The organism is Chthoniobacter sp. (assembly GCF_040003245.1).
GTDB lineage: Bacteria > Verrucomicrobiota > Verrucomicrobiia > Chthoniobacterales > Chthoniobacteraceae > Chthoniobacter.
Window position 1 is genome coordinate 1 of sequence record NZ_JBDUCX010000112.1, and the last position, 20,300, is coordinate 20,300.

General features: G+C 61.1%; 14 protein-coding genes and 1 pseudogene. 8 read left to right on the forward strand and 7 right to left on the reverse strand.

From position 1 onward, the window contains the following. Together ABJF10_RS16265 and ABJF10_RS16270 are read left to right on the forward strand one after the other, a co-directional pair. Positions 1-205, forward strand: a pseudogene (locus ABJF10_RS16265) (polyphosphate kinase 2 family protein); the annotation flags it as partial. Positions 206-624: 419 nt separating this feature from the next. Continuing rightward, positions 625-1,803 (forward strand): hypothetical protein, encoded by a 1,179-nt coding sequence (locus ABJF10_RS16270; protein WP_348545643.1) that lies wholly within the window; start codon positions 625-627, stop codon positions 1,801-1,803. Between the two features lie 21 nt (positions 1,804-1,824). On the opposite strand, the gene ABJF10_RS16275 is transcribed toward ABJF10_RS16270, so the two are convergent. Then, complete coding sequence (locus tag ABJF10_RS16275; protein ID WP_348545644.1) at positions 1,825-3,030, reverse strand: TIGR03862 family flavoprotein; 1,206 nt, start codon at positions 3,028-3,030, stop codon at positions 1,825-1,827. Positions 3,031-3,170: 140 nt separating this feature from the next. Between ABJF10_RS16275 and ABJF10_RS16280 the strand changes: the two genes are divergently transcribed. Continuing rightward, complete coding sequence (locus ABJF10_RS16280) at positions 3,171-4,055, forward strand: alpha/beta hydrolase (protein WP_348545645.1); 885 nt, start codon at positions 3,171-3,173, stop codon at positions 4,053-4,055. 158 nt (positions 4,056-4,213) lie between these two features. Here ABJF10_RS16280 and ABJF10_RS16285 read toward each other — a convergent pair whose 3' ends face one another. From ABJF10_RS16285 to ABJF10_RS16310, 6 genes are all read right to left on the reverse strand, one after another. Then, positions 4,214-5,185 carry a D-2-hydroxyacid dehydrogenase gene (locus ABJF10_RS16285; protein ID WP_348545646.1) on the reverse strand — a complete coding sequence of 324 codons (972 nt, stop codon included), beginning with the start codon at positions 5,183-5,185 and terminating at the stop codon, positions 4,214-4,216. Then, a complete protein-coding gene (locus ABJF10_RS16290) occupies positions 5,182-7,887 on the reverse strand; it encodes a PVC-type heme-binding CxxCH protein (RefSeq protein ID WP_348545647.1) in 2,706 nt (901 codons plus the stop codon). The genes ABJF10_RS16285 and ABJF10_RS16290 overlap by 4 nt, the downstream gene beginning before the upstream one ends. Before the next feature lie 139 nt (positions 7,888-8,026). After that, positions 8,027-8,626 (reverse strand): hypothetical protein, encoded by a 600-nt coding sequence (locus tag ABJF10_RS16295; RefSeq protein ID WP_348545648.1) that lies wholly within the window; start codon positions 8,624-8,626, stop codon positions 8,027-8,029. Positions 8,627-8,741: 115 nt separating this feature from the next. Then, on the reverse strand, positions 8,742-9,266 hold the full coding sequence (locus tag ABJF10_RS16300) for a hypothetical protein (RefSeq protein ID WP_348545649.1): 525 nt from the start codon (positions 9,264-9,266) through the stop codon (positions 8,742-8,744). After that, positions 9,244-9,456 carry a KTSC domain-containing protein gene (locus ABJF10_RS16305; RefSeq protein ID WP_348545650.1) on the reverse strand — a complete coding sequence of 71 codons (213 nt, stop codon included), beginning with the start codon at positions 9,454-9,456 and terminating at the stop codon, positions 9,244-9,246. Before ABJF10_RS16305 ends, ABJF10_RS16300 begins: the two co-directional genes overlap by 23 nt. 83 nt (positions 9,457-9,539) lie before the next feature. After that, the gene (locus ABJF10_RS16310) at positions 9,540-10,769 is read right to left on the reverse strand and encodes a hypothetical protein (protein ID WP_348545651.1); all 1,230 of its coding nucleotides are present in this window, start codon (positions 10,767-10,769) and stop codon (positions 9,540-9,542) included. Positions 10,770-11,310: 541 nt separating this feature from the next. Between ABJF10_RS16310 and ABJF10_RS16315 the strand changes: the two genes are divergently transcribed. The 5 genes from ABJF10_RS16315 (at position 11,311) to ABJF10_RS16335 (ending at position 20,164) form a co-directional block, all read left to right on the forward strand. Next, entirely contained in the window at positions 11,311-12,765 is a 1,455-nt protein-coding gene (locus ABJF10_RS16315; protein WP_348545652.1) for a hypothetical protein, read from the forward strand. Between the two features lie 73 nt (positions 12,766-12,838). Beyond that, positions 12,839-13,729, forward strand: a complete 891-nt coding sequence (locus tag ABJF10_RS16320) for a sugar-binding protein (RefSeq protein WP_348545653.1) — start codon at positions 12,839-12,841, stop codon at positions 13,727-13,729. A 214-nt stretch (positions 13,730-13,943) separates the two neighbouring features. Next, positions 13,944-18,623, forward strand: coding sequence for an RHS repeat-associated core domain-containing protein (locus ABJF10_RS16325; RefSeq protein ID WP_348545654.1), 4,680 nt, complete (start codon positions 13,944-13,946; stop codon positions 18,621-18,623). A 532-nt stretch (positions 18,624-19,155) separates the two neighbouring features. Further along, entirely contained in the window at positions 19,156-19,590 is a 435-nt protein-coding gene (locus ABJF10_RS16330) for a transposase family protein (protein ID WP_348545655.1), read from the forward strand. Further along, positions 19,502-20,164, forward strand: coding sequence for a transposase (locus ABJF10_RS16335; protein WP_348545656.1), 663 nt, complete (start codon positions 19,502-19,504; stop codon positions 20,162-20,164). The genes ABJF10_RS16330 and ABJF10_RS16335 overlap by 89 nt, the downstream gene beginning before the upstream one ends. Positions 20,165-20,300 lie beyond the last annotated feature (136 nt).

Below are 20,300 nucleotides of genomic sequence, written 5' to 3' on the forward strand. Positions count from 1 at the left end.
GTACGAGGACATGATCCGCCACACCAGCACGAAGCACTCACCGTGGTTCGTCATCCCGGCGGACAACAAATGGTTCACGCGCATCGCCGTCGCCGCCGCCGTGATCGAGGCGCTCGACTCGCTACAGCTCTCCTTTCCGAAAGTGGACGAGGCCAAGAAAAAGGAACTCGCCGCCGCGCGCGAAGCGCTGGAGAAAAAGCACTGAAGTCCGGCAGCCGCGGCATCGTCTCGATTGCTGTGCTGATCGAGATGAGGGGCTATCCCTCTCGTGCTGAATGTCATCCAGTCCGGTGGATCACGCAGGGCAATTTCCGCTACCGGTTCGATAGTGCGGCGGGAGGGATTGCGGGGCAGCTACGGGCAATCTACAGAAAGCCTGTATATCCGTGTAGCGTAAATCGCCACGAATTATTTTGAAAATCTTGACATCAAACTTGCTTTGAAAGGGTTCATCAGTAGTGTCCGCGACCCTCTTTTTTCCGACTCTTCATGTTTTCCAACAGCTACCCTAAATATCCATATTCCCGAACCTTCAATGGGGTTCTTCTGTGGATATCGGTAGCTGCACTCAGTTGCTTCGCCCAAGCGTCGTCTTTAGACGACAATAGCACCCTCCATCTGCCGGTGCGACCCGCGCGGGAAGCGACTTTTGCCAAGCGCACCTCGGAACACCACACCAGCGTGCGGTTTCATGCGAGCGCAGCCACCGTCGACTCTGTAATCCGGGCGAAGGCCGGCCCGTGGGGGGACCTGGAGTACTACACGGTCTACCTCGAAGCGACCAAGGCGCAACTGAAGAACACCGAACTTCCGACCTACGACACGGAGTGGAATTTCGTGGGGTACTCCGATGAGCAGGTGACGAAACTTTTCGAAGGCACGGACATGCCCGCATCGCTCCGGGCCGAGTTGCTCGATCGCGAAAAGTGGCGCCACCACGATAAAATGGTCACGGTGGTTCCGGGCAACGAAATACTACTCGGGCTTGCTCCGGAAGCGCGCATCGCCATCTACAGTGTGCTCAGGCGCTGGGAAGAGGACGCCAATCATCACGAGCCGGTGGTGATTTTCGCCCATAGCGTGCGCGAATGGCTCGAGCATGAAGACCTGCCGGAGGAAGTGGTCGCGGCGATTGAGAAAACCTCGTATCACCGGGGGAAGAACCTGGTCTTCGCCGATACGCCGCTCGTCCTGCGCCTGGTCGACACGGAGGAGGAACGCCTGAAGATCCGCAAGGCGCTGACCCGCACGCCGACCCTGGTCGTGAGCCTGCGGGTGACGCCCGATACGGATACCACCGCGATTGCGGACTACTGGGGCGGCGCCACCCCCGCCAAGGACATCCTGCCCTTCCTCGAATCGATTGCCGACAGCGGCATTCCCCGTTCCGTGGACCTCGCGCATCTGCTACCGCCCACCGCGCGACGGCTCCTCTACACCTTTCCCAATCCCAATTCCGGCCATACCGGCTATTACCCGGATTGTCACTGGACCTCGTTGAATTTCCGGAACTCGGAGCCCTTGGACCGGCTGGCGGATCCGATTCTCGCCACCGCGTATGTCTTGCAGAATTACACGAAGGTCCAGGGGCCCTATCGCTACGGCGACGTGATCTTTCTCATGGATGGCCCCACGGGCAATGCCATCCATTCCTGCGTCTACCTGGCCGACGATCTCGTCTACACGAAGAATGGGCGCTCGCCCACGCAGCCTTGGGTGGTGATGAAGCTGGACGACGTGGTGACCTACTACGGGATGTTCTACACCACGCAGGTCGCCTGTTATCGGCACAACGTCGAATAGTCGCGCCGAAGCAGGCGCTCTTCATTGGGTGTTGGATGTCCGCCCCAACCGTTCCAGTGCGCCGCGCGCTGCACGAGTGCCGGTGGCAAAGCAGCCCTGCAGCAGATAGCCGCCGGTCGGCGCTTCCCAGTCGATCATTTCGCCGGCGAGGAAGACTCCGGGCAGGCGCATCAGCATCAATTGATCGTCCAGTTCACTCCAGCGAACGCCCCCCGCTGACGAGATGGCTTCGGCGATCGGGCGCGGACCGGAAAGCGGCAGCACGCAATGCTTCGCGGCTTTGGCGAGCCACTCTGCCGAGGCGACGACCGCTCCGCCGATGCTGTGGGTGAGGACGGCGTGGGTTGCGTCCGAGAGACGCCAGCGCTGTCTGGCTTCGACGAGGAAGTTGCGTTGGATCGGGCCCAGCTTCGCGATCAATTGATCGACCGTATGGGCGGGCTTGAGATCAACGATCAATTCCGGTGTGGGGAGCGCGCGCAAGGCGGGACCGAGTTGGTAAATCGCACCGCCCTCCAGGCCATAGCGTGTGATCAGCAACTCGCCGCGCGCTTCCACGTCACCTGCGCGGACCAAGATGCTCTTCAGCGGTTGACCTTCTGCGGACGCAAGCAGTTCCGCCGGCCACGCGATCTCCCAGCCGCAATTCGCCGGCTGGAGGGGAGTCACGGCGACGCCGAGGCTTTCGAGGATCGACGTCCACGCGCCGTCCGAACCGGTTTCCGGCCACGAGCCGCCGCCGAGGGCGAGGATCACGGCGTCCGCATCGTAGCTTTTCGTCTCGTCGGCGACTTGGAAATCCATCCGCCACCGTTCGCCGCGCTGCAGGCCGCACCAACGGTGATGCGTCGCAAAGCGAACGCCAAGCTGGCGCAGACGCTGCACCCAGCGGCGCAGCAGCGGTGCGCCTTTCAACGCGCGCGGATACACGCGGCCAGTCGAAGCCGCGAACGTCTCCTCGCCGAGCTCCGCCGCCCACCCGCGCAAGGCCTCCGCATCGAAATCGGTGATCAGCGATGTCCACCGCTCGCGCGGGCCGGAATAGCGCGCGATGAATTTCTCGCGCGGCTCGTTGTGCGTGAGATTCAATCCACCGCGCCCGGCGACCAGGAACTTCCGCCCCACGGACGCCTTGCCTTCGAACAGCGTGACATCGGCGCCGCCCATCGCCGCGACCTCCGCCGCGCGCAGGCCCGCCGGTCCGCCGCCGATGATCGCGATGTGCATGTGGAATCGAAACAGACCCACGCCCTTGCGTGCAATGCTCTTTGTGGCTGGGCGGCGCGGAGGCACTCGAACTCCCGGCTTGCTTCCCTCCCAGCCTCCGTTTCACATCGTCGCCCCCGGCAATCTCCGCTTCCACCCCTATGAAACTTCTTTCCTGCCTCTCCGCCCTTTTCCTCCTCGTCGTCTCGCCCGCCTTGCGCGCGGCGGATGCCATCCCCGATGACGTCGTCTTCGAATCCGGTGTCGAGTATGCCGTAGCCGGCGGCGAGCACCTGCAAGTCGACCTCGCGCGCCCGAAGAACGGCGATGGCCCTTTCCCCGCAATCGTTTGCATCCACGGTGGCGGCTTCCGCGCCGGCAAACGCGAAGCCTACGACAAACTCTGCGTGCAGCTCGCGCAGCAAGGCTATGTCGCCATCACCGTCACTTACCGTCTCGCGCCCGCCTTCCAATTCCCCGCCGCGGTCTACGACTGCAAAGCCTCCGTGCGCTGGCTGCGCGCGAATGCCGCCAGGTATCACGTCGACCCCGCGCGCATCGGCGTCACCGGTGGCTCGGCCGGCGGGCATCTCGCACAGTTCCTCGGCGTGACGATGGGCGTGAAGGAATTCGAAGGCGACAGCGGCAACCTCGATCAGTCCAGTAACGTCGCCTGCGTCGTCAATTTTTACGGACCGAGCGATTTCACCAAATCCTACGGCAAGAGCGTGGACGCCGCCGAAGTGCTCCCGCTCTGGCTGGGCGGCAATCTGGAAACGGCCATGCCCGCGCACATCCGCTCCAGCCCACTCAACTGGGTCACGCCCGACGCCGCGCCGACACTTTGTGTGCACGGCACGGTGGACGATCACGTCGCCTACGAGCAAGCCACCTGGATGATCGACCGGCTCAAGACCTGCGGCGTGGAAGCCAGCCTGCTCACCATGGAAGGCGCCGGCCACGGCTTCAAAGGCGCCGACGCCGAGAAGGCCCAACAAGCGCTGCTCGATTTCTTCGCCAAGCATCTCAAGCCGGCGAAGAAGTAACGGTTGGTGCTTTTGGGAGCAGTCCCGCGAGTGCTCTCGCTCCCTCCCTCGGTGTCATCCTGAGCGGAGTGTAACGGAGTCGAAGGACCCCGTCGCTTTACCAAAGACATCGCTGGTCGTTCGACGGGGTCCTTCGACTTCGCTCAGGATGACAGGCGTTAGATCACCCGATCCAGCAGTGCATCGCCCTTTTCGAAGCGGCGTAAATTATCGAGAAAATGCTGCACCAGTCGTTGCGGCTCGGTGCGGTGCCCGCCGGCGCTGTGCGGGGTGATGTAGCAATTCGGCGCGGACCACAGCGGATGCTCCGGGGGCAGCGGCTCCGGGTCGGTAACGTCGAGATACGCCGCGCCCAACTGTCCCGATTGCAACGCTGCGAGCAGCGCATCCTGATCCACGGTCGTCCCGCGTCCGACGTTGTAAAAGATCGCGCCCGGCTTAATCGCCGCAAGACGCGCGGCGTTGACGAAACCCACCGTCGCCGGGTTTTCCGGCAGGATGTTGACCACGTGATCCGCCGTCGCCAGCGCCTCGACGAGTTTGTCCTCGGTGACGACGGTCACATTCTCATCGCCCGCCGGGCGTCGGCGCACCGCGGTGATCTTGACGCGGAAAGGCGCGAGCAATTCGGCGAGCCGATGGCCGATCGCACCGAAGCCGAGCAACACCACGTTCTGCTCGAGCAGCAGGCTCGTCGCCGCGCGGCGATCGAGCGTGGGCCACGCGCGGTCCGCGCGCTGGCTGTCGAGCGAGGGCATCAATTGGCGCGCCTGGGCCATCATGAAGGCCAGCACGTGCTCGGCGCAGGGTTCATTGTAGACGAGCGAACTGTTCGTCAGCACCGACCCGCGTGAGCCGAAGGTCTGGCGAAACGCCGCGCCATCGTAGCGCGTGTAGCCGGCGGTGGTCAGATGAATCCAGCGCAGCCGAGGGCATTGCAGCGCGAAATCCGGGTCAGGCTGTCCAAAGGCAACATCCGCCTCTAGCATCGCCGGGTCGGGCCTGGCCTTGGCGAGATTCGACGCCGAGAGCTGATTGGAGAAAACCAACACGTGCGGTCCTTTTTCGAACAGCAGTTTTTGCCGCGTTGGAATGTCAAATTGCGCGTTGGTCCAGATCGTCAGGCTCATTGCTTCGCTTTCAAAAAGGCGACGATATCGGCGATGGTCTGCGCGGTAAGGCCAAGCACCTCGGGCGGGAACATCAGCGAACGATCCAGCTTCGTCACCGACTTGATTTTGTCCTCGCCGATTTCCTGTTTCTGGCCGCCGATGCACTTCACGATCGTGGGGTCACCCGTGGTCAGTACGATGCCGTCGATGATGATGCCGTCATTGGTTTCGATGCGGCTGCCCTCGAAGCCGTGCGAGATTTCCTTCGACGGATGCAGGATCGAATCGACGATCACTTCGCGCGGCTGGGTCTTGCCGAACTGCGTGAGCTCCGGCCCGAAGTCCACGCCCTGCTTGCCCACCTTGTGGCAGGTGAAGCAGGCGGCGATGGCCGCCTGGCCACGCGTCGCGTCGCCTTCCAGCGCGAGCACTTCTTCATTGGTCGGCGGCTTGGGCGCGCCTTCCGGCACTTCGGGCGTGATTGTGCTCACGAGCGGCTTCTCTTTCAGCAGTCCGCGCTGGCGCATCTGCTTGGTCAGGCCGTATTCGCGCCAGTTGTTGCCCCGGCGGCTGTTCAGCCACCACGCGGCATTTTCCTTCAGCGGAAAACCGTCGGTGCCGACGATATCCATCATCGCCACGGGCGCGTCCGGCGCTTGCACGAAGGCGAGGGCATCGAGCGCGAGCTTGCGCTGCGCTTCGGAAAGCTGGCCGTCGAGCACGCGCGTCTTGAGGTCCGCGACTTCCGCCGGCACGTGCAGCCGCCAGGCCAGCCAGGCAAAAGTGTCCGTCCATTTCTCCGCCGGTCCACCGAGCACTTTGCTGATGGCATCGTAGACCTGGGCTTCCTTGCCGTTCGCGCCGGTGCCGAAGGCCTCGAGATACGTGCGGTCCTTGCCGTCGAATTGCTTCGCGATCTTCACCAGCAGATCGAGGCTCTGGTCGGCTGGTACATCGCGCAGGGTCAACGCGACCTCGCGCCGCACCGCGGCCGATTTATCCCCCGCCATCTTCGCCGCCATTGCGAGCACATCCACCTTCGCGGTGCGCAACGCGCGATACGCCACGAGCCGCATCGTGTCATTCTTCGAGTCGAGCAGCGGCTTCACCTTCGCTACGCCCGTGGTCCCGAGTTGCGCGAGCAGCCACACGGCGCGCGCCGCGATGTAGGGATTCTCGTCCTTCAACAGCGCCGCCACCGCGGGCACGGCTTTTTCGCCCTGCGCTTTCAGCCGGCTGAAGCCGCTGTAGCGCACATTCACCGCCGGGCTCTTCAACGCGGCGATCTGGCCCGCCGTCGTCTCGAGATCGAACTTCGGCACCTTCGATTTGAAGCCCTTCGGCGCGATGCGATAGATCGTGCCGGCCATGGTGTTGTCCAGCGTCGCGTGGCCGCCCACGCGCGGGTCGAACCAATCGGCCACATAGATCGCGCCGTCCGGTCCCACGCACACGTCCGACGGACGGAAGAGCGTCTGCAGTTCGCTGGTCACGCTCGTCGTGCCACCGAGGAAATCCGAGCCGGCGAATTTCTTCTCCTTGTTCGAGGTGAGGAAATCGAAGCGGTCGAGCTTGAAGCCCGCGCCCTCGGGCTTTGGCTGATAACCGAAGACCACGTTGCGTCCCGCTTCGCAGGTGAGAAGCAGGCCGCGCCATTTCTTGCCGAGCGCGCCGTTTTCATAAAAGGCCACGCCGGTCGGCGAGCCGCCGCCGTAGACATCGCCCGCGGGCATCGTGCCGGGATCTTCCTGGCGCCATTCCGCCACTGGCACTTCCTGGCCGGGCCGCCGGTCCGCGCCCCAGGCGCGCTTGCCGTCGATGGAAGCGAAGCCCGCGTTGCCGTAGAGGAGCAGCGGCGTCACGCGGCAGGCGGGCGGGTCGTCGTTGTCGCTCTGGTAGATGTCGCCGAGCGAATTGACCGTCTGCTCGAAGCTGTTGCGGTAATTGTGGCCGATGATCTCGACGTTGCTCCCGTCGGGATTCATCCGCGCCGTGAAACCGCCGATCCACACGTGGCCGTCGTCGCTCTTCTGCCCGGCGATCTGCGGCGAGTCCACCACCTGCGCCGTGTCCTTGCCGTGACTGTACGGGCTGCCGATGCGGAACGTCTTGCCCGATTTGTCGGTGAATTGCGCGCCGGTGTTCCCTTGGTTGAAGTACCACAAGCCATCCGGGCCGGCGGTGAGCGAGTGCAGGCTGTGATCGTGGTTGCGCCCGTTGAACCCGGTGAGCAGCACCTCCCGCGTATCGACGGCCGAATCAAATTTGCGGTCGCCCTTCACGTCGGTGAAGACGAGGAGATTCGGCGGCTGCGAGACGACGATCTTGTTGTCCAGCACCGCCACGCCCAACGGCGCCACGAGGTCCGGATCCTGCACGAAGACGCTGCTCTTGTCCGCCTTGCCCGCGCCCGTCGTGTCCTCCAGCACCACGATCTTGTCGCCCTCGGGCTGGCGGTTCGACTTGCTGCGATAGTTCACGCCTTCCGCCACCCACAACCGCCCATCCCGGTCGAAATCGATGTTCGTCGGGTTATGGAGCAGGGGAGTCGTCGCCCACACCGTGACCTCCAGCCCATCCGGCACCGCAAAGAGATTCGTCGGCACGATGACGGGCGGCGCCGCGTCTTCCGCCAGCACACTGCGCGGAATCGGCAGCGCAATGACGCCGGCAGCCAGGATGCACGCGATGGTGCGGGACAAGGGGGAGATGGAATTCATGGAAGATAGGATACGATTTTGACACCTCCGCCGCACTACACGCGCAAGAGGAGTCGGGATTTTCCACGCCCCGCCCCCCGCGTCCAGCGCGGAACGCGGGGTGGGGTAGGGTCGGGTGGTATCGGTTTCTTCGGCGCGTTCAAAGGTTTGATTCAGTTTGATTGGGCTTGATCGGGTTTGATTCCCTTGGATCGAATGGGTGGCGCGTCAGCCGGGCCAGTTCGTCCAGCGCCGCCTGTGCTTCCGGGTGCTTCCCTGCATAGGTCACCAGCGCCTCCAGGCCGATGATGATCTTGCGTTTCCATTTCATCTCCGCGTCGTTTCTGCCCACCGCCACGCGCTCGCGCTCCAGATCCAGCCGCTGAGCGCTGTGATCGCCTCGGCGCAAATCCACCACATCGCCGCACATCTCCCGCAGCAGGCGCCAGCCTTCATCGCCCTCTGCCTCGGCCACCCGCCGCGTCGCCACCGCGTATCGTGCCGCTACCCATCGCGCCAGCGTTTCGGTCAGTGGCCTCCGCCCCTCCGCATCGTCGGCCACCGCTTCTTCCCCCAGTTGCTGCGCCACTTCCCGCGCCTCCTGGCCGGCCAGCCAGTCGCGATAACCGCCCTGCCGCCATTCCGTGAGGTTTTGCGCGCCGATCGGCTTTCCGCCGAATTCCAACGCCAGCACTGCCCGCACCTCCGGCAGCATGTTCAACCAGGCCACCAGCCTTTTGCCTTGCGCGCCGTCCTGCATCCGCCGGTTTAATTCCTCCCGGACGCTGCGCGGCAGCCGGGCAATCTTTCCATTGCGGGTCACATTCATCGGTCGGCGTCAGTCGGTGGAAGTTGCGTTGTCGTTGCCGGGCGGTTCATAGAATTTTCGCGGCATGCTCGATTTCGGCGAGCGCTTCCGGCGAAAGGCCGGCCGTGTCGCGACGCGGCATACCCAAGATGTCGCGTATCCTTTCGGCGCGTTCCTCCTCGCTCAATTTGCTCGGGCGAAAGCGGTCCCGCACTTCCGGTTGCTGCATCCATTGCTCGAATTGCTTCTCCATCCGCTCCTTCGTCTTCTGCCGTTCCACTTCCAGCCACTCGCGTTCGAGCGCCAGCCGCGCCGCGCTGTGATCACCCTTGCGCAGCGCCACGATATCGGCGGATAGGCTGTGCAGCACCGTCAGCGGCAGACCGGCGTCGCCCGCTTCTTCCGCCACCCGGCGCGCGGCCCCCGCATAGTGCGCGGAGAGCCAATGGGCCAGCGTGTCGGTCAGCGAATCCAGCCCGGCTCCCTTCAACTCCGCGACTTCCGACGAGAACTCGCGGAGATGTTCGGCCAGACGGCCGGGCGAAGCTTGGTGATTGGCGCTCATCACCTCATCCCACGCGACGGCAACCATAGCGATTGCGCAGGTTGGAGTAGTAAAACCGGCCCTTCGACCCGGCGTTCATGAACCGATCATACAGATCGGCGGGCACATCGTAGTGCTGATAAACGCTGCGCGAGTGAAACTCGACTTCCAGCGTGGCGCTCCACGCATCGTAACCGATCGAGCGGACATTCGAGGAATTGACGGCAGTGCGGCTCATACGGGGCGAGTAAACCGCCAATCCGCGAGCGCTTCTTCCCCTATTTCATTTGCTGAAGTTCAGTAGACGAATTTCCGCAGGCGTCATCCCGGCGCGAGACGCTCCAGCGCGCTGATAATGTCGTCTAGAATCGCGTTTTGAATTTCGCCGATCGTATCGCGCCCGCGCCTTTCCGCGGTGCGTCGTTGGTTGGCCCACTCGGGCCGCAAATGAAAATCCGGCACTTCTTCCCGGATCATGGCGCGGACGACCTTTTTCCAATTCGCCAGGCTTGGCTTTGCAAATGGCGCGATGCCATACGCTCCATCAGCCCATTTTTTTGGGGTGCGGAGTTTCCAGCCGGCCTCCGTGCAGAAATGAGCCAGTTCCCGGGAAGAGCTAAATCCCCTGACTAATCTGGCTATCGCCAGGCCCCGCCACCGTGTCTCCTCGACGACGCGAACAGCGGCTTTTGCCCAAAGCCGTGCCGGAAGATTCGCGTCCGTTCCCCGCGCCTGCCGAAATCGCGTGCGGAATACTCGAAGATCGGCTCCGACGTCCAGTGCGGCGATCCGACTCGCCGCGCTCCGCTCCCAATCAGGTTCGTCTTGCGCCAGGACCGGCCAAAATACCTGGCTTCGTGCGATTTTCTTGAACAAGTCTGGTTGAGAATTTTCGGCATGCAATAACCACGATGCAGCTGCAATTGCCGTCTCCGCCAAATACTCCGCAGCCGTCACGTCGCCTGCCGTCGCTGCCTCGACCAAGGCCCAGTAGCCGCGGTGAATTGCTTTGTCGATTTTCAGCAAACGTTCGCGACGCCGAATATCCGCCCTTTCGCAAGCCAGCCGCTCGGTTTCGTCGGCTTCTTTTTCCGGCGTGATTGTCACGACTTCAGCCCAGTGATCCATCACCTCGCGACGCAATTCCTCGTCCTTGATCACCCGCTTCAGTCTCGCCGCTGCTTTGTCCGGCGAAATCTCGTCGTTTAGCAAACTCCGGATGATCGGCGTTGTCTTTTCCGTGGCCGCGATGCGATCCAGAGCACGGCGTTTACGCCGCGCCAACTCTCGAACCTGCAAGACCTGCCTCCGTTCCTCCGCCTCCAGCCGAAACTCCTGGAAACGTCGCGCATCCTCCTCTGCCGGACCTTCCGGTGTGAAGCGGGCTTCAAAACCAAAGACCCGGCATTCGGAAATCGTGCCCGCCAGTCGTGGTCCCGACTTCGTCTTTCCCGGTTTTCCCCGCCGCGAGGTCTGGGACCCTCTGCCACTCTTGGCTGTCCCGGAGTTCACTTGCTTTGGCCGGCTCGCTTTGGAATTGCGCCGCTTCATTTCGCTTTTTTGATTCAGGGTTCAGCCACTCAAACGCCATCCTCCGTGCCGAACGCCGCGCGCCCGGATTCGGGAAGAGGGAGGCTGGGAGGAAGGAATTTCTTCATGGCCTTGCACCGCGCTCTTTTCGTCCCGTTTTAGGCCGCGAGCGAAGGGGACAAATCTTTCCGGAGAGGATTTCAGTTCAGCCGTGGTCACGACCAAATGTTAGCCAAACCGTCTCAACCCGCGCAAGCGGCAACGCACGGGTGGCGGCCACCGGATCATGGTCGTTGCCGACAGCCCGTAAAGGGAGAACAAACAGCAGATATTCGAAACTGATCGCGGTAGGGTCAGAGCCCCCGGTCCGCAGGAACTGTGTGAGGGTATGCGCAGCGTGCTCAGTGGGAGAAAGTAGAGATACCTAGTGGTTATACTTAAGTATTAGTTTGTAGTGCTGGATATTGCTCTGCCTTTCTATGAAAAGACGGCCAATGTAACAATCTCCGCAAAAATGGGATTCCCCTTGACGCCCCTTCCGCCATCTTGCTACACGCTTCGCATGACGGAAATTCGTTCGGTTGAATTGCGTGGTTCCACCCCCGGCGGTGCCTCCTGGTTGCTTGGTTTGTCCCTCTGCTTGAGTTCGCTCCTGCTGTTTTCTGGCGGGGCCAGAGCAGACACCGATCTCGTTCAATCCGGCCAGATCACGATCAATCCTTCCAGTGGTCCGGTTATGCTCACCCTGCAAGGCCCGGCTTTCGACAGTGCATCCCCGGCAAACTATGGCTTGGTGCTGAGTTATCACGATAGCACCAGCACCGAGGCCACGGCCACCACCGTGCTGCGGTCGTTTCGTCCCGCCGGGCAGTACCAATGGCAGTTCTCCACCGCCGCCGGCGATGGCCGCCTCGCGATGAAGCTCGATAACGATCACTCCCTCACGCTTTTCGATCCGCAAGACGCGGCCAACACCATCGTCCTCCGTCCAGGCACGGCCGGCACCAGTGGCATCTTTTGGAATGGCCAGGCCCTGGCCACCGTCGGCTCCACCGTCCCACTCGTCGCCAATGGTCTCAGCGTCACCCCCGGCGGCTTCGTCGGGATCGGCACCATTACACCTGGCCAGCAATTGACCATCACTGGAAATTTCCTGCTTCCTGTGAGTACGAATACGGCAGGCATCATCTATCAAAATGACGCCAATGGCTATGCGGCTCCGATTCTGAGCACGTACACTCCAGTAGTGGCGGCAGCAGGAGCTCACTTCAACACGTTTGTGGGTCGAAATGCCGGTAATCTGACCTCCAGTGGAGACGCGGCTTTCAACGTCGGTGTCGGAGCTGGAGCCCTACCCTCTCTTACCACCGGCTACTACAATGTCGCCGTCGGCGGCAACGCCGCGTGGCAGTTGCGTTCCGGGGGGTGGAATGTCGCCTTGGGCACCTTCGCGCTCACTAACTCCACCGACAGCAACGGCGAAGTGGCGGTCGGCGCCAGAGCGCTCGCCTCGGTAGATCATACGCAATCAGACGTCGCGATCGGAATGGACGCCTTGACTTCCATGCAAACGGGAGCTGGCAATACCGCCGTGGGAGCAGGCGCATTGGGGCAGACTAACCAAGTCAACTTTTGGGAAGGCTCCAGTACGGCGCTCGGCGTCGGGTCTGGGGCGGCAAATACGACCGGTTCGTACAATACATTCGTAGGGGCCAATTCCGGCGCCAATAACACAACCGGTTCGTGCAACATCGTGATCGGCTATTGGGCTGAGCTGCCGGCTGCCGATGCTTCCTATTCTTTAAATATCGGCAATCTCATTTATGGGACGACGTTATATGAACGCTATACCACGGTCGGGACTTCGGGCAAGATTGGCATTGGCACCAGCGCTCCCGCCGCCCGGCTCGACGTCAATGGGGACACCCACGTCCGCGGCGTCCTGCGTGTGCCCGCTGCCGGGGACATCGGCATGGGCGACTTCACTGCCGGCACGAATCCCGTCCCGCAGCCGTGACGATCGTTCCGCCCGGCGCTGCGCAAGCGAGGCGGAACTGAGCACTGAGAATTAAGCACCAAGTACTGCCACCATGGGTCCATCCGGTTCGAAATCCTTCCTGCAGCGTTGCCAATCCTCCCGCTGGTTCCGCGCCCTCAACAGCCTCTTCTGCGCCTTGCTGGCGGGCCCGCTCTTCGCCGCGCCCGTCCCCACCACCACCAAACCGGCGTCTTACCCCGCCTGGTGGTTCGAGCGCGAAGTCATCCAGCAAACCGCCCCGCCAGTCGCCAGCCCCGTCTGGCCCACCAATTACCCCGCCGCCGACGACTTCGCTGCCGCCAATCTCGGCCAGCTCAAGCGAGTGGGTACGGCCGCCGCCGCCGAAATGAACGCCCATCTCCCCGGCGGCGCGGGCCTGAACGTCAACAACCTCATCACCATCTGGACCACGCCACCCGACCCCGGCGTGGTCCGTGACGATTTTGCCATCGTCAACCTCGGCCAACTCAAGTCTGTCGCCAAGCTCTTCTATGACCGCTTGATCGCCGCCCAATACACCAACGCCTATCCTTGGGCGAACGGGACGCCGGACGATTATTCCGCCGCCAATTTGGGGCAGCTCAAGCAGCTCTTCTCCTTCGACTTCACGCGCGATAGCGATGGAGACGGGATTCCGGACTGGTGGGAGACTCGTTCCGGGCTCAACCCCAACGACCCAAGTGATGCCAGCCAACTGTCATCCGATGGAGTGCACACCAATCTGCAGCTGTATCTATTGGCGGCGGCGGGCGACACCGACGGCAACGGGCTGCCGGATTGGTGGGAATTGCAGTATTTTGGGCACATCGGAGTCGATCCCAATGGGGATGCGGATGGAGATGGCGTCAGCAATCTCGACGAATACCTCGCCCACACGTCGCCCACGGATCCCGCGCCGGTGCTCACGGTGAGCAGCCCGATCGGCGCCACACTCACTCCTTAGTTACTCTCGATATGAAAGCAGGTTATAGCCAAATTCAGCGCGGCGTCCGAAGTGGCAGACAAACCGGCGGAGGGTTTCGCCCGTGAATCCTTTCCTTAAAGACCAACGGCCAGCGGCGAATCGGCTCGCAGAGGGGACCGGTGTTGAAACCCTCCCATTGCAGCCAGCAGTGAATCGAAAGGAACAACCAGGGGTGTTCTTGCCTTTGAATTGGATGTCTAAATTCTGCATCGTATTGGTCCTTCTTTTTGCTTACTCAGACAATGCCGCCCACGGACAAGCACCCGTGCCCAAGGTCCCGCTCTTTCGCTATTATGCATGGAGCAAACGATACTCAGGGTATACCTACGTCGCCCAGGGAACAGGAGTCGTTTATGTTTTGCAGTCCACTGGGCCGGCGTTATCCGACGTGGTCCTTCAGCCGCAGAACAACCTGCCGTGGGGTCCTCCCGGATGGAACCTCTATGTATACCCGGTCACTGTCTATATCGGCGTTCTGCCGGAGGAAGACTTTGGCGATTCCCATGATGAAGTAGTCGCATTCAATCAGCTTACAGCAGCCTTGTCGCGAACGGTCAAAATCCTCAGCGCACCATCGCCGGCAACAAATCCGAATCTCGAAACGAAGTGCGACCCCCTGCTGGGCGGCAACTCGTCTCGTTGCCCAATGATGACGTATGCGGCCCATGCCAGTGCGCGTTCGTTGCGTGTGGAAGACACTCCGCTGACCTACACGCCAGCCTTTGGACCGCCCGTCGACGCCACCATCTTCTACACCGATGGTGGAACGGTCGCGGGAGGTGTGTATGCCACCAATGGCGGATGGCGCTGTGCGCTCGATGCCTGGTTGCAAGACGATCCCAGCGCCCCGACTGCGGCTATTCAGATTCTCCCACGAGGCGGCGGGGTGGAGACTTTTTCAGGGTATATCGCCGGCGGGGGCACTGCGGAGGACAAATTCACCAACAATCGCTGGGCGAATGCGACTCTTTACCGGCTCGCCACGGGTGGCTATGAGCGACGATTTGCCGATGGGTCGGTGGAAACCTATGACCAAAATGACGGAGCGACGACGGCCCCGCGGCGCTGGTTTCTCACCCAAGTGCGCGATGCCTGGGGCAACGCCGCCACATTTCAACGCACCGGCGGCAAGCTGACTTCGTGCACGGATGCGGCCGGGAAGGTCACGCATCTCATCTATGATGCCACCTTTCCCGAGAGGCTATGGAAGCTGGTCGATCACTTTGGGCGCACGGCCACACTCGGCTATGATAACTCGGGCCGATTGATCTCCTGCACCGATCCTGTGGGCATCCTTTCCCAAGTGACTTATGGAGCCGATGGCAAGATCGACTCATTGACCACTCCATATGGGACTTCTCATTTCACACGGGATCCCGCCGGCAGTTGGCTCGAAATGCGCGATCCCAATAATACCCTGGAGCGCCTCGAAAATCGATATATCCAGCCAGATCCGATAACGGTAACGGTCAACGGCATCGCTTTCCTCGCGCCCCAGACCGTTGCCACTCCTTCCACTCTCTTTCACTGGGCCGCTCTCGATCCGACATCGCGCACGTTTCCGGCCAAAGGATGGATTGCCGCTGGACTGCTGCCTCAGAGCAATGAAGTGGAAGTCGGCCCATGGAATGGCGCCGGGAGCCGCCGACTGGATTCCGCCGATGAAATCGGTGCGCGCGGCACGACAACCTATTTCTGGGACAAAAAGGCGACGATGACCGGTCACATGCAGGACGCGGACGCGCAGCAAATCGGTTGGGCATTCGACTCGCAAGGCAGCGGTGGATTTCGGGCGTGGAGCAAGAATCCACTCGAGGCGCCAGTGCGCTATGTTTACGCAGGTCAGACCGATCCGGGGGTCGCGCCAAACGGGCTCGTGACCGAATCCTACCGCTCGGTGAATGGCATTCAGAAACTTCAGCAAAACCGCGCGGAATACAACAACCCTCTTTCCCTCATCACAAAAGCGATCGACCCCGTCGGTCGTACGAACAGCTTTGTCTATGATCCCGCGAATCCAGTGGACTTGACGGAAGTGCACAACATTACTGGCGGTAGAGATGATTTGCTGGCCAGCTGCTCAAACTATCTGAATCACCGACCGCAGGCGGTGACCGATGCCGCCGGCCAGCAAACCATTATCGGCTATAACACCCGCGGGCAGGTTCAGAGCGTCACCAACGCGAAGGGCGAGGTGACGCAATTCGCCTACGACGACACCCCTGCCCAACCGGGCTTTGGGCGACTGGTGACCGTTACGCGAGCCTCTGGAACGGCCTTCGCCGCCGCCACCCACTATGCGCTTGACGCTTATGGCCGTGTGCAGACGGTCACGGATAGCGAGGGCTATGCGGTGAACCTCGCCTACGACGCCGTTGGCGGCGATCCCCTCCAGAGCGTCGATCGCGTCACGCGCGTCAACTACCCCGATACCACCTATCGCGAGACACGCTACGACGACGCGCGCTGGCCGCTGGATGCCGCCCATACCCGGGACCGCCTCGGGCATGTCATGGCGCTGGAATACGACAACCTGCGCAATCTGGTCAAAGTCACCGACCCGCAAAATCGTGTGACGCAATTCATCGTCTGCCCCTGTGGAGCGAGGGACAAGATCATTGATCCCGCCGGAAACGAGACGGAGTGGGGGCGCGATTTGGAAAAGCGCATTATCAGCAAGACGATCGCCGGGCAACTGGTCGCCACCTACACCTATGAGCCTGGTACCGGCAGGCTCTCCACCGTGACCGATGCCCTGAGCCAGATCACGACCTATGGGTATGCCGCCGATGATCGTCTCGCTTCGGTCACGTATGCCAACACGTTGAAGCCCACAGCGAACCTCGGCTTCATCGATGACCCTGCGTATCCCCGCCTGACTTCGATGACGGACGGCACGGGGCAGACCAACTACGGCTATTACCCCATTGCCGCGGGGACGCTGGGTGCGGGGCAGTTGCAAACCGTGGCCGGGCCACTGGGCAACAGCACGATTACGTATACCTACGACGAATTGGGCCGCGCCAATGGGCGTTCCATCAACGGGGCGACCAACGCCTCTTCCGTCTCTTACGACGCCCTCGGCCGTGTGGCTGGCTATGGGAACCCATTGGGGAACTTCGTTCCCAGCTACGTGAACCAGACCGCACGGCTGGATCATTTGCAGGTTTCCAATGGGCAACAGACGAGGCTGTTGACGAACTACGCCTGGAAGCCCAACGCCCAGGACCAGCGCCTGGATTCGATCACCCATCTCGACCCCACGGCGCAGACTCAGTCGCAGCACAGCTACAGCTACGATGCCGAAGGCGAAATCCTCTCCTGGCAAAGTGTCATTGCCGGGAGCACGGCGCAGTATACCTTTGGCTACAACGCCAGTAACGAACTGGAGAATGCCGTGCAACGTGCCCAACCCTCGCAGAACCTGCTCCACAGCGCCAGTTATGGCTATGACAGCGCGGGCAACCGTGTTGCCGTCAACGAGGATGGAAAGTACACCAGCTACCCGGCCAACGCGAAGAACCAGCTCACCACCTCCAGCGGCACCGGTCCGCTGGAGCTTCGTGGCACGGTGAGCAAGCCGTCCACGATCACCCTGGCCGGCCAACCGGTGACGATGGATGGTTTGAACTGGAGCGGACGAGCCAACGTCAGCCCCGGCGCCAACAGCCTGGAACTCAAGGCCACCGAAACCAACCCGGCCGCGGGCGCCAATGCCCAGACCACGACCCGGCACATCGCCTTCACGCTCACCGCGGACCCGGCGCGGACATTCGTCTACGACGCCAATGGCAACATGACCGACAACGGCTCGGACCAGACTTACGAATGGGACGCCGCCAACCGCCTGGTGGCGATCAGCTACACCGGGACGAATCTTCGCACGGAGTTCAGCTACGACGGGCTCAGCCGTCGGGTGGCCATCTTCGAAAAGAACAATGGTGCCGTGACCAGTGAGAAGCACTTCGTGTGGGATGGTTTCACTCTCGCCGAGGAGCGCGATGCCAGCGATTCGGTGACCAAGCAGTTCTACGGGAATGGGGAGGTGCGCGGCACACTGAAACTCTATTACGCCAGAGATCATCTCGGGAGTGTCCGCGAGGTCACCGACGCCGCCGGCGTGCTACGCGCTCGATACGACTACACGCCATGGGGTGGCCGTTCAGACAACGCCATCACCGGAGTCAACGCCATCGAGAGTGATTTTGGTTTCACTGGGCACTACCTCCATGCCTCAAGCGGTCTGCATCTCGCACCCTATCGAGCCTATTCGGCCACCTTAGGTCGATGGCTATCCCGAGATCCCATCGAGGAAGACGGGGGAATCGACCTATATGGGTACGTTCATGATAGTCCGATCAATCTTGTTGATCCGCTCGGGTTGCGCGATGTGGATGTTTTGATATGGGGTTGGACGGGCACGGGAGTGGGACTCCCCGGCAGCAGTGTGGGACATGTATTGATAAAGGAGCACAATTCCGCTAAAGTTCTCTTGAGCCAGTTTCCTCACGAGTGTGGGGCTCCGAGTCACCCACATGGACCGAACACAAAACTCAATCTCGCGCAAACAATAGCGGAAGAAGGTCGTGCACCGGTAGCTCAATACGTGGTGCATGTGCCTGATGATGCTGCGTTCGACGCGGCTGTGGCGGCGCTAAGCGATCCGAAAATAACTCCTCGCTGGACACCCGCTCCCACCAAACCCGGAGAGACTCAGTGCGCCGCGTCCGCATACTTGGCGCTATCGGCAGGCGGTGTTAATATGTACGGATATTATGGCGGCGCGATACTTCCGGATGATTTGGCAACTATTCTAAATAATTTGATATATATACAAGCACCCGCAGATTTGTGGAGTGTTCGAATGAAGTAAATAAAAAGGCGGCTGTATGCGTAAATATCTTATACTTCCAGCGGTTTATTTTGTTCTCTCGATTGTAATTGTTCTGCAACTAACGTACGGAAAAGAAAACTCAATGGGTTGGGCGATAGTTCCTTATCTTTATTGGCCCGCTTCCGAAATTACGAATGGGGGCGAGTTGATTTTAGAAAGATTTGTCAAGGATCCAATGTATTTGTCGGCTTATGACATAGCAACGTTTATTGTAGTGGGAACTCTTTGGTATTGGTTGGTGGGATGGTCTTTGCATAGAGCTAGTGTTTTTTTTGGATCGACAAAAAAGCCTATGGAGAGAAAGAGTAGGGAATAGCGGCCTAGCACTGCTGTCCAAAAAGGAATAGTGAATAGGGGGAATAGGAATAGGGGTCAGTCAACATATCTTGACAGATTGCCACCTCAGTCGCCGCTTCGCCTCGCAGACCCGATCTGGCTGTCAAGATTTGTGGCACTTCGCTATTCTGAGTGGGTGATTTTCAAGGCGCGTTGGTGAGGGTAGGCTGTGAGGATGACGCCGAATGCCCTCTTTGATGCGGCCTTGCAACTGGCTGGGACGGGATGGCGAGTGAGTGCGACGGAGTTTCAAGGTGAACCGAAACAACTGGAACTGGTGCTGGAACACGATGGCCAGAAGAGAGTGGTCTGTCCGGAGTGTCAGCGCCGATGCACGATCTACGATCGAGTGGAGAAGCGCTGGCGGCATTTGAACTTCTTCCAATACCGTTGTGAGTTGGTGGCGCAAGTTCCGCGGGCCGATTGCCCTGATCACGGGGCGAAGCTGACGATAGTCCCGTGCGGAATAGGGGTCAGTCAACAAATCTTGACAGAAGGGTTTGTTGGATTGAGATGGTCGGATGCCGCGCAGCATCCGCCTCGAATATCCCGGTGCGTTCTATCATGTAATGGCGCGGGGCAATCGCCGGGAGCGGATCTTTGCCGATGATCTTGATCGGCGCTTCTTTCTGCAGGCTTTGGGCGAGGCTTGCGAGCGGACCGGCTGGCGGGTCCATGCCTGGGTGCTGATGAGCAATCATTACCACTGCTTGATCGAGACGCCGGAGCCCAATCTGGTGGCCGGCATGCAATGGTTGCAGAATACCTATACGCGGCGGTTCAATACCCGGCATCGGGCTTGGGGACGGCTCTTCGGCGACCGTTACAAGGCGGTGGTGACGGAAGGGCGGCGGGGCGAGTATTACTGCACCTTGCTCGATTACATTCATTTGAACCCGGTGCGGGCGGGCTTGATTCACTTGGAGCGCGGTGGGAGCGTGCGAGATTATCCGTGGAGCAGTGTGGCGGGGGGATACGCGCTGCCCACGCGCCAGCGCCCGGTGTGGTTGGTGTGCGAGGAGGGACTGGGCGCCTATGATTTATCCGACGACGCGGCGGGGCGGCGCCGTTTTGTGGCGCATCTCGACGAGCGAGCGCGGACCGAAGCGGTCCGGAAATGCGGAGTTCCGTGGGGGATTAGGGGTCAGTCAACAAATCTTGACAGCAGGGATTGGCTGGACTGAACTGTCGGTATGCCGCGCAGCATTCGTCTCGAATACCCTGGAGCGTTTTACCATGTGATGGCCCGCGGGAACCGCCGGGAGCGCATCTTTACCGATGACGTCGACCGGCGGTTCTTTCTGAAAGCTCTGGGCGAGG

Coding starts and splice junctions, on each gene's coding strand:
- ABJF10_RS16325 (WP_348545654.1), top strand. CDS start 13,944: ATGTCTAAATTCTGCATCGTATTGGTCCTTCTTTTTGCTTACTCAGAC.
- ABJF10_RS16315 (WP_348545652.1), top strand. CDS start 11,311: ATGACGGAAATTCGTTCGGTTGAATTGCGTGGTTCCACCCCCGGCGGT.
- ABJF10_RS16320 (WP_348545653.1), top strand. CDS start 12,839: ATGGGTCCATCCGGTTCGAAATCCTTCCTGCAGCGTTGCCAATCCTCC.
- ABJF10_RS16295 (WP_348545648.1), bottom strand. CDS start 8,626: ATGCAGGACGGCGCGCAAGGCAAAAGGCTGGTGGCCTGGTTGAACATG.
- ABJF10_RS16305 (WP_348545650.1), bottom strand. CDS start 9,456: ATGAGCCGCACTGCCGTCAATTCCTCGAATGTCCGCTCGATCGGTTAC.
- ABJF10_RS16290 (WP_348545647.1), bottom strand. CDS start 7,887: ATGAATTCCATCTCCCCCTTGTCCCGCACCATCGCGTGCATCCTGGCT.
- ABJF10_RS16280 (WP_348545645.1), top strand. CDS start 3,171: ATGAAACTTCTTTCCTGCCTCTCCGCCCTTTTCCTCCTCGTCGTCTCG.
- ABJF10_RS16310 (WP_348545651.1), bottom strand. CDS start 10,769: ATGAAGCGGCGCAATTCCAAAGCGAGCCGGCCAAAGCAAGTGAACTCC.
- ABJF10_RS16285 (WP_348545646.1), bottom strand. CDS start 5,185: ATGAGCCTGACGATCTGGACCAACGCGCAATTTGACATTCCAACGCGG.
- ABJF10_RS16335 (WP_348545656.1), top strand. CDS start 19,502: ATGCCGCGCAGCATCCGCCTCGAATATCCCGGTGCGTTCTATCATGTA.
- ABJF10_RS16300 (WP_348545649.1), bottom strand. CDS start 9,266: ATGGTTGCCGTCGCGTGGGATGAGGTGATGAGCGCCAATCACCAAGCT.
- ABJF10_RS16275 (WP_348545644.1), bottom strand. CDS start 3,030: ATGCACATCGCGATCATCGGCGGCGGACCGGCGGGCCTGCGCGCGGCG.
- ABJF10_RS16330 (WP_348545655.1), top strand. CDS start 19,156: ATGACGCCGAATGCCCTCTTTGATGCGGCCTTGCAACTGGCTGGGACG.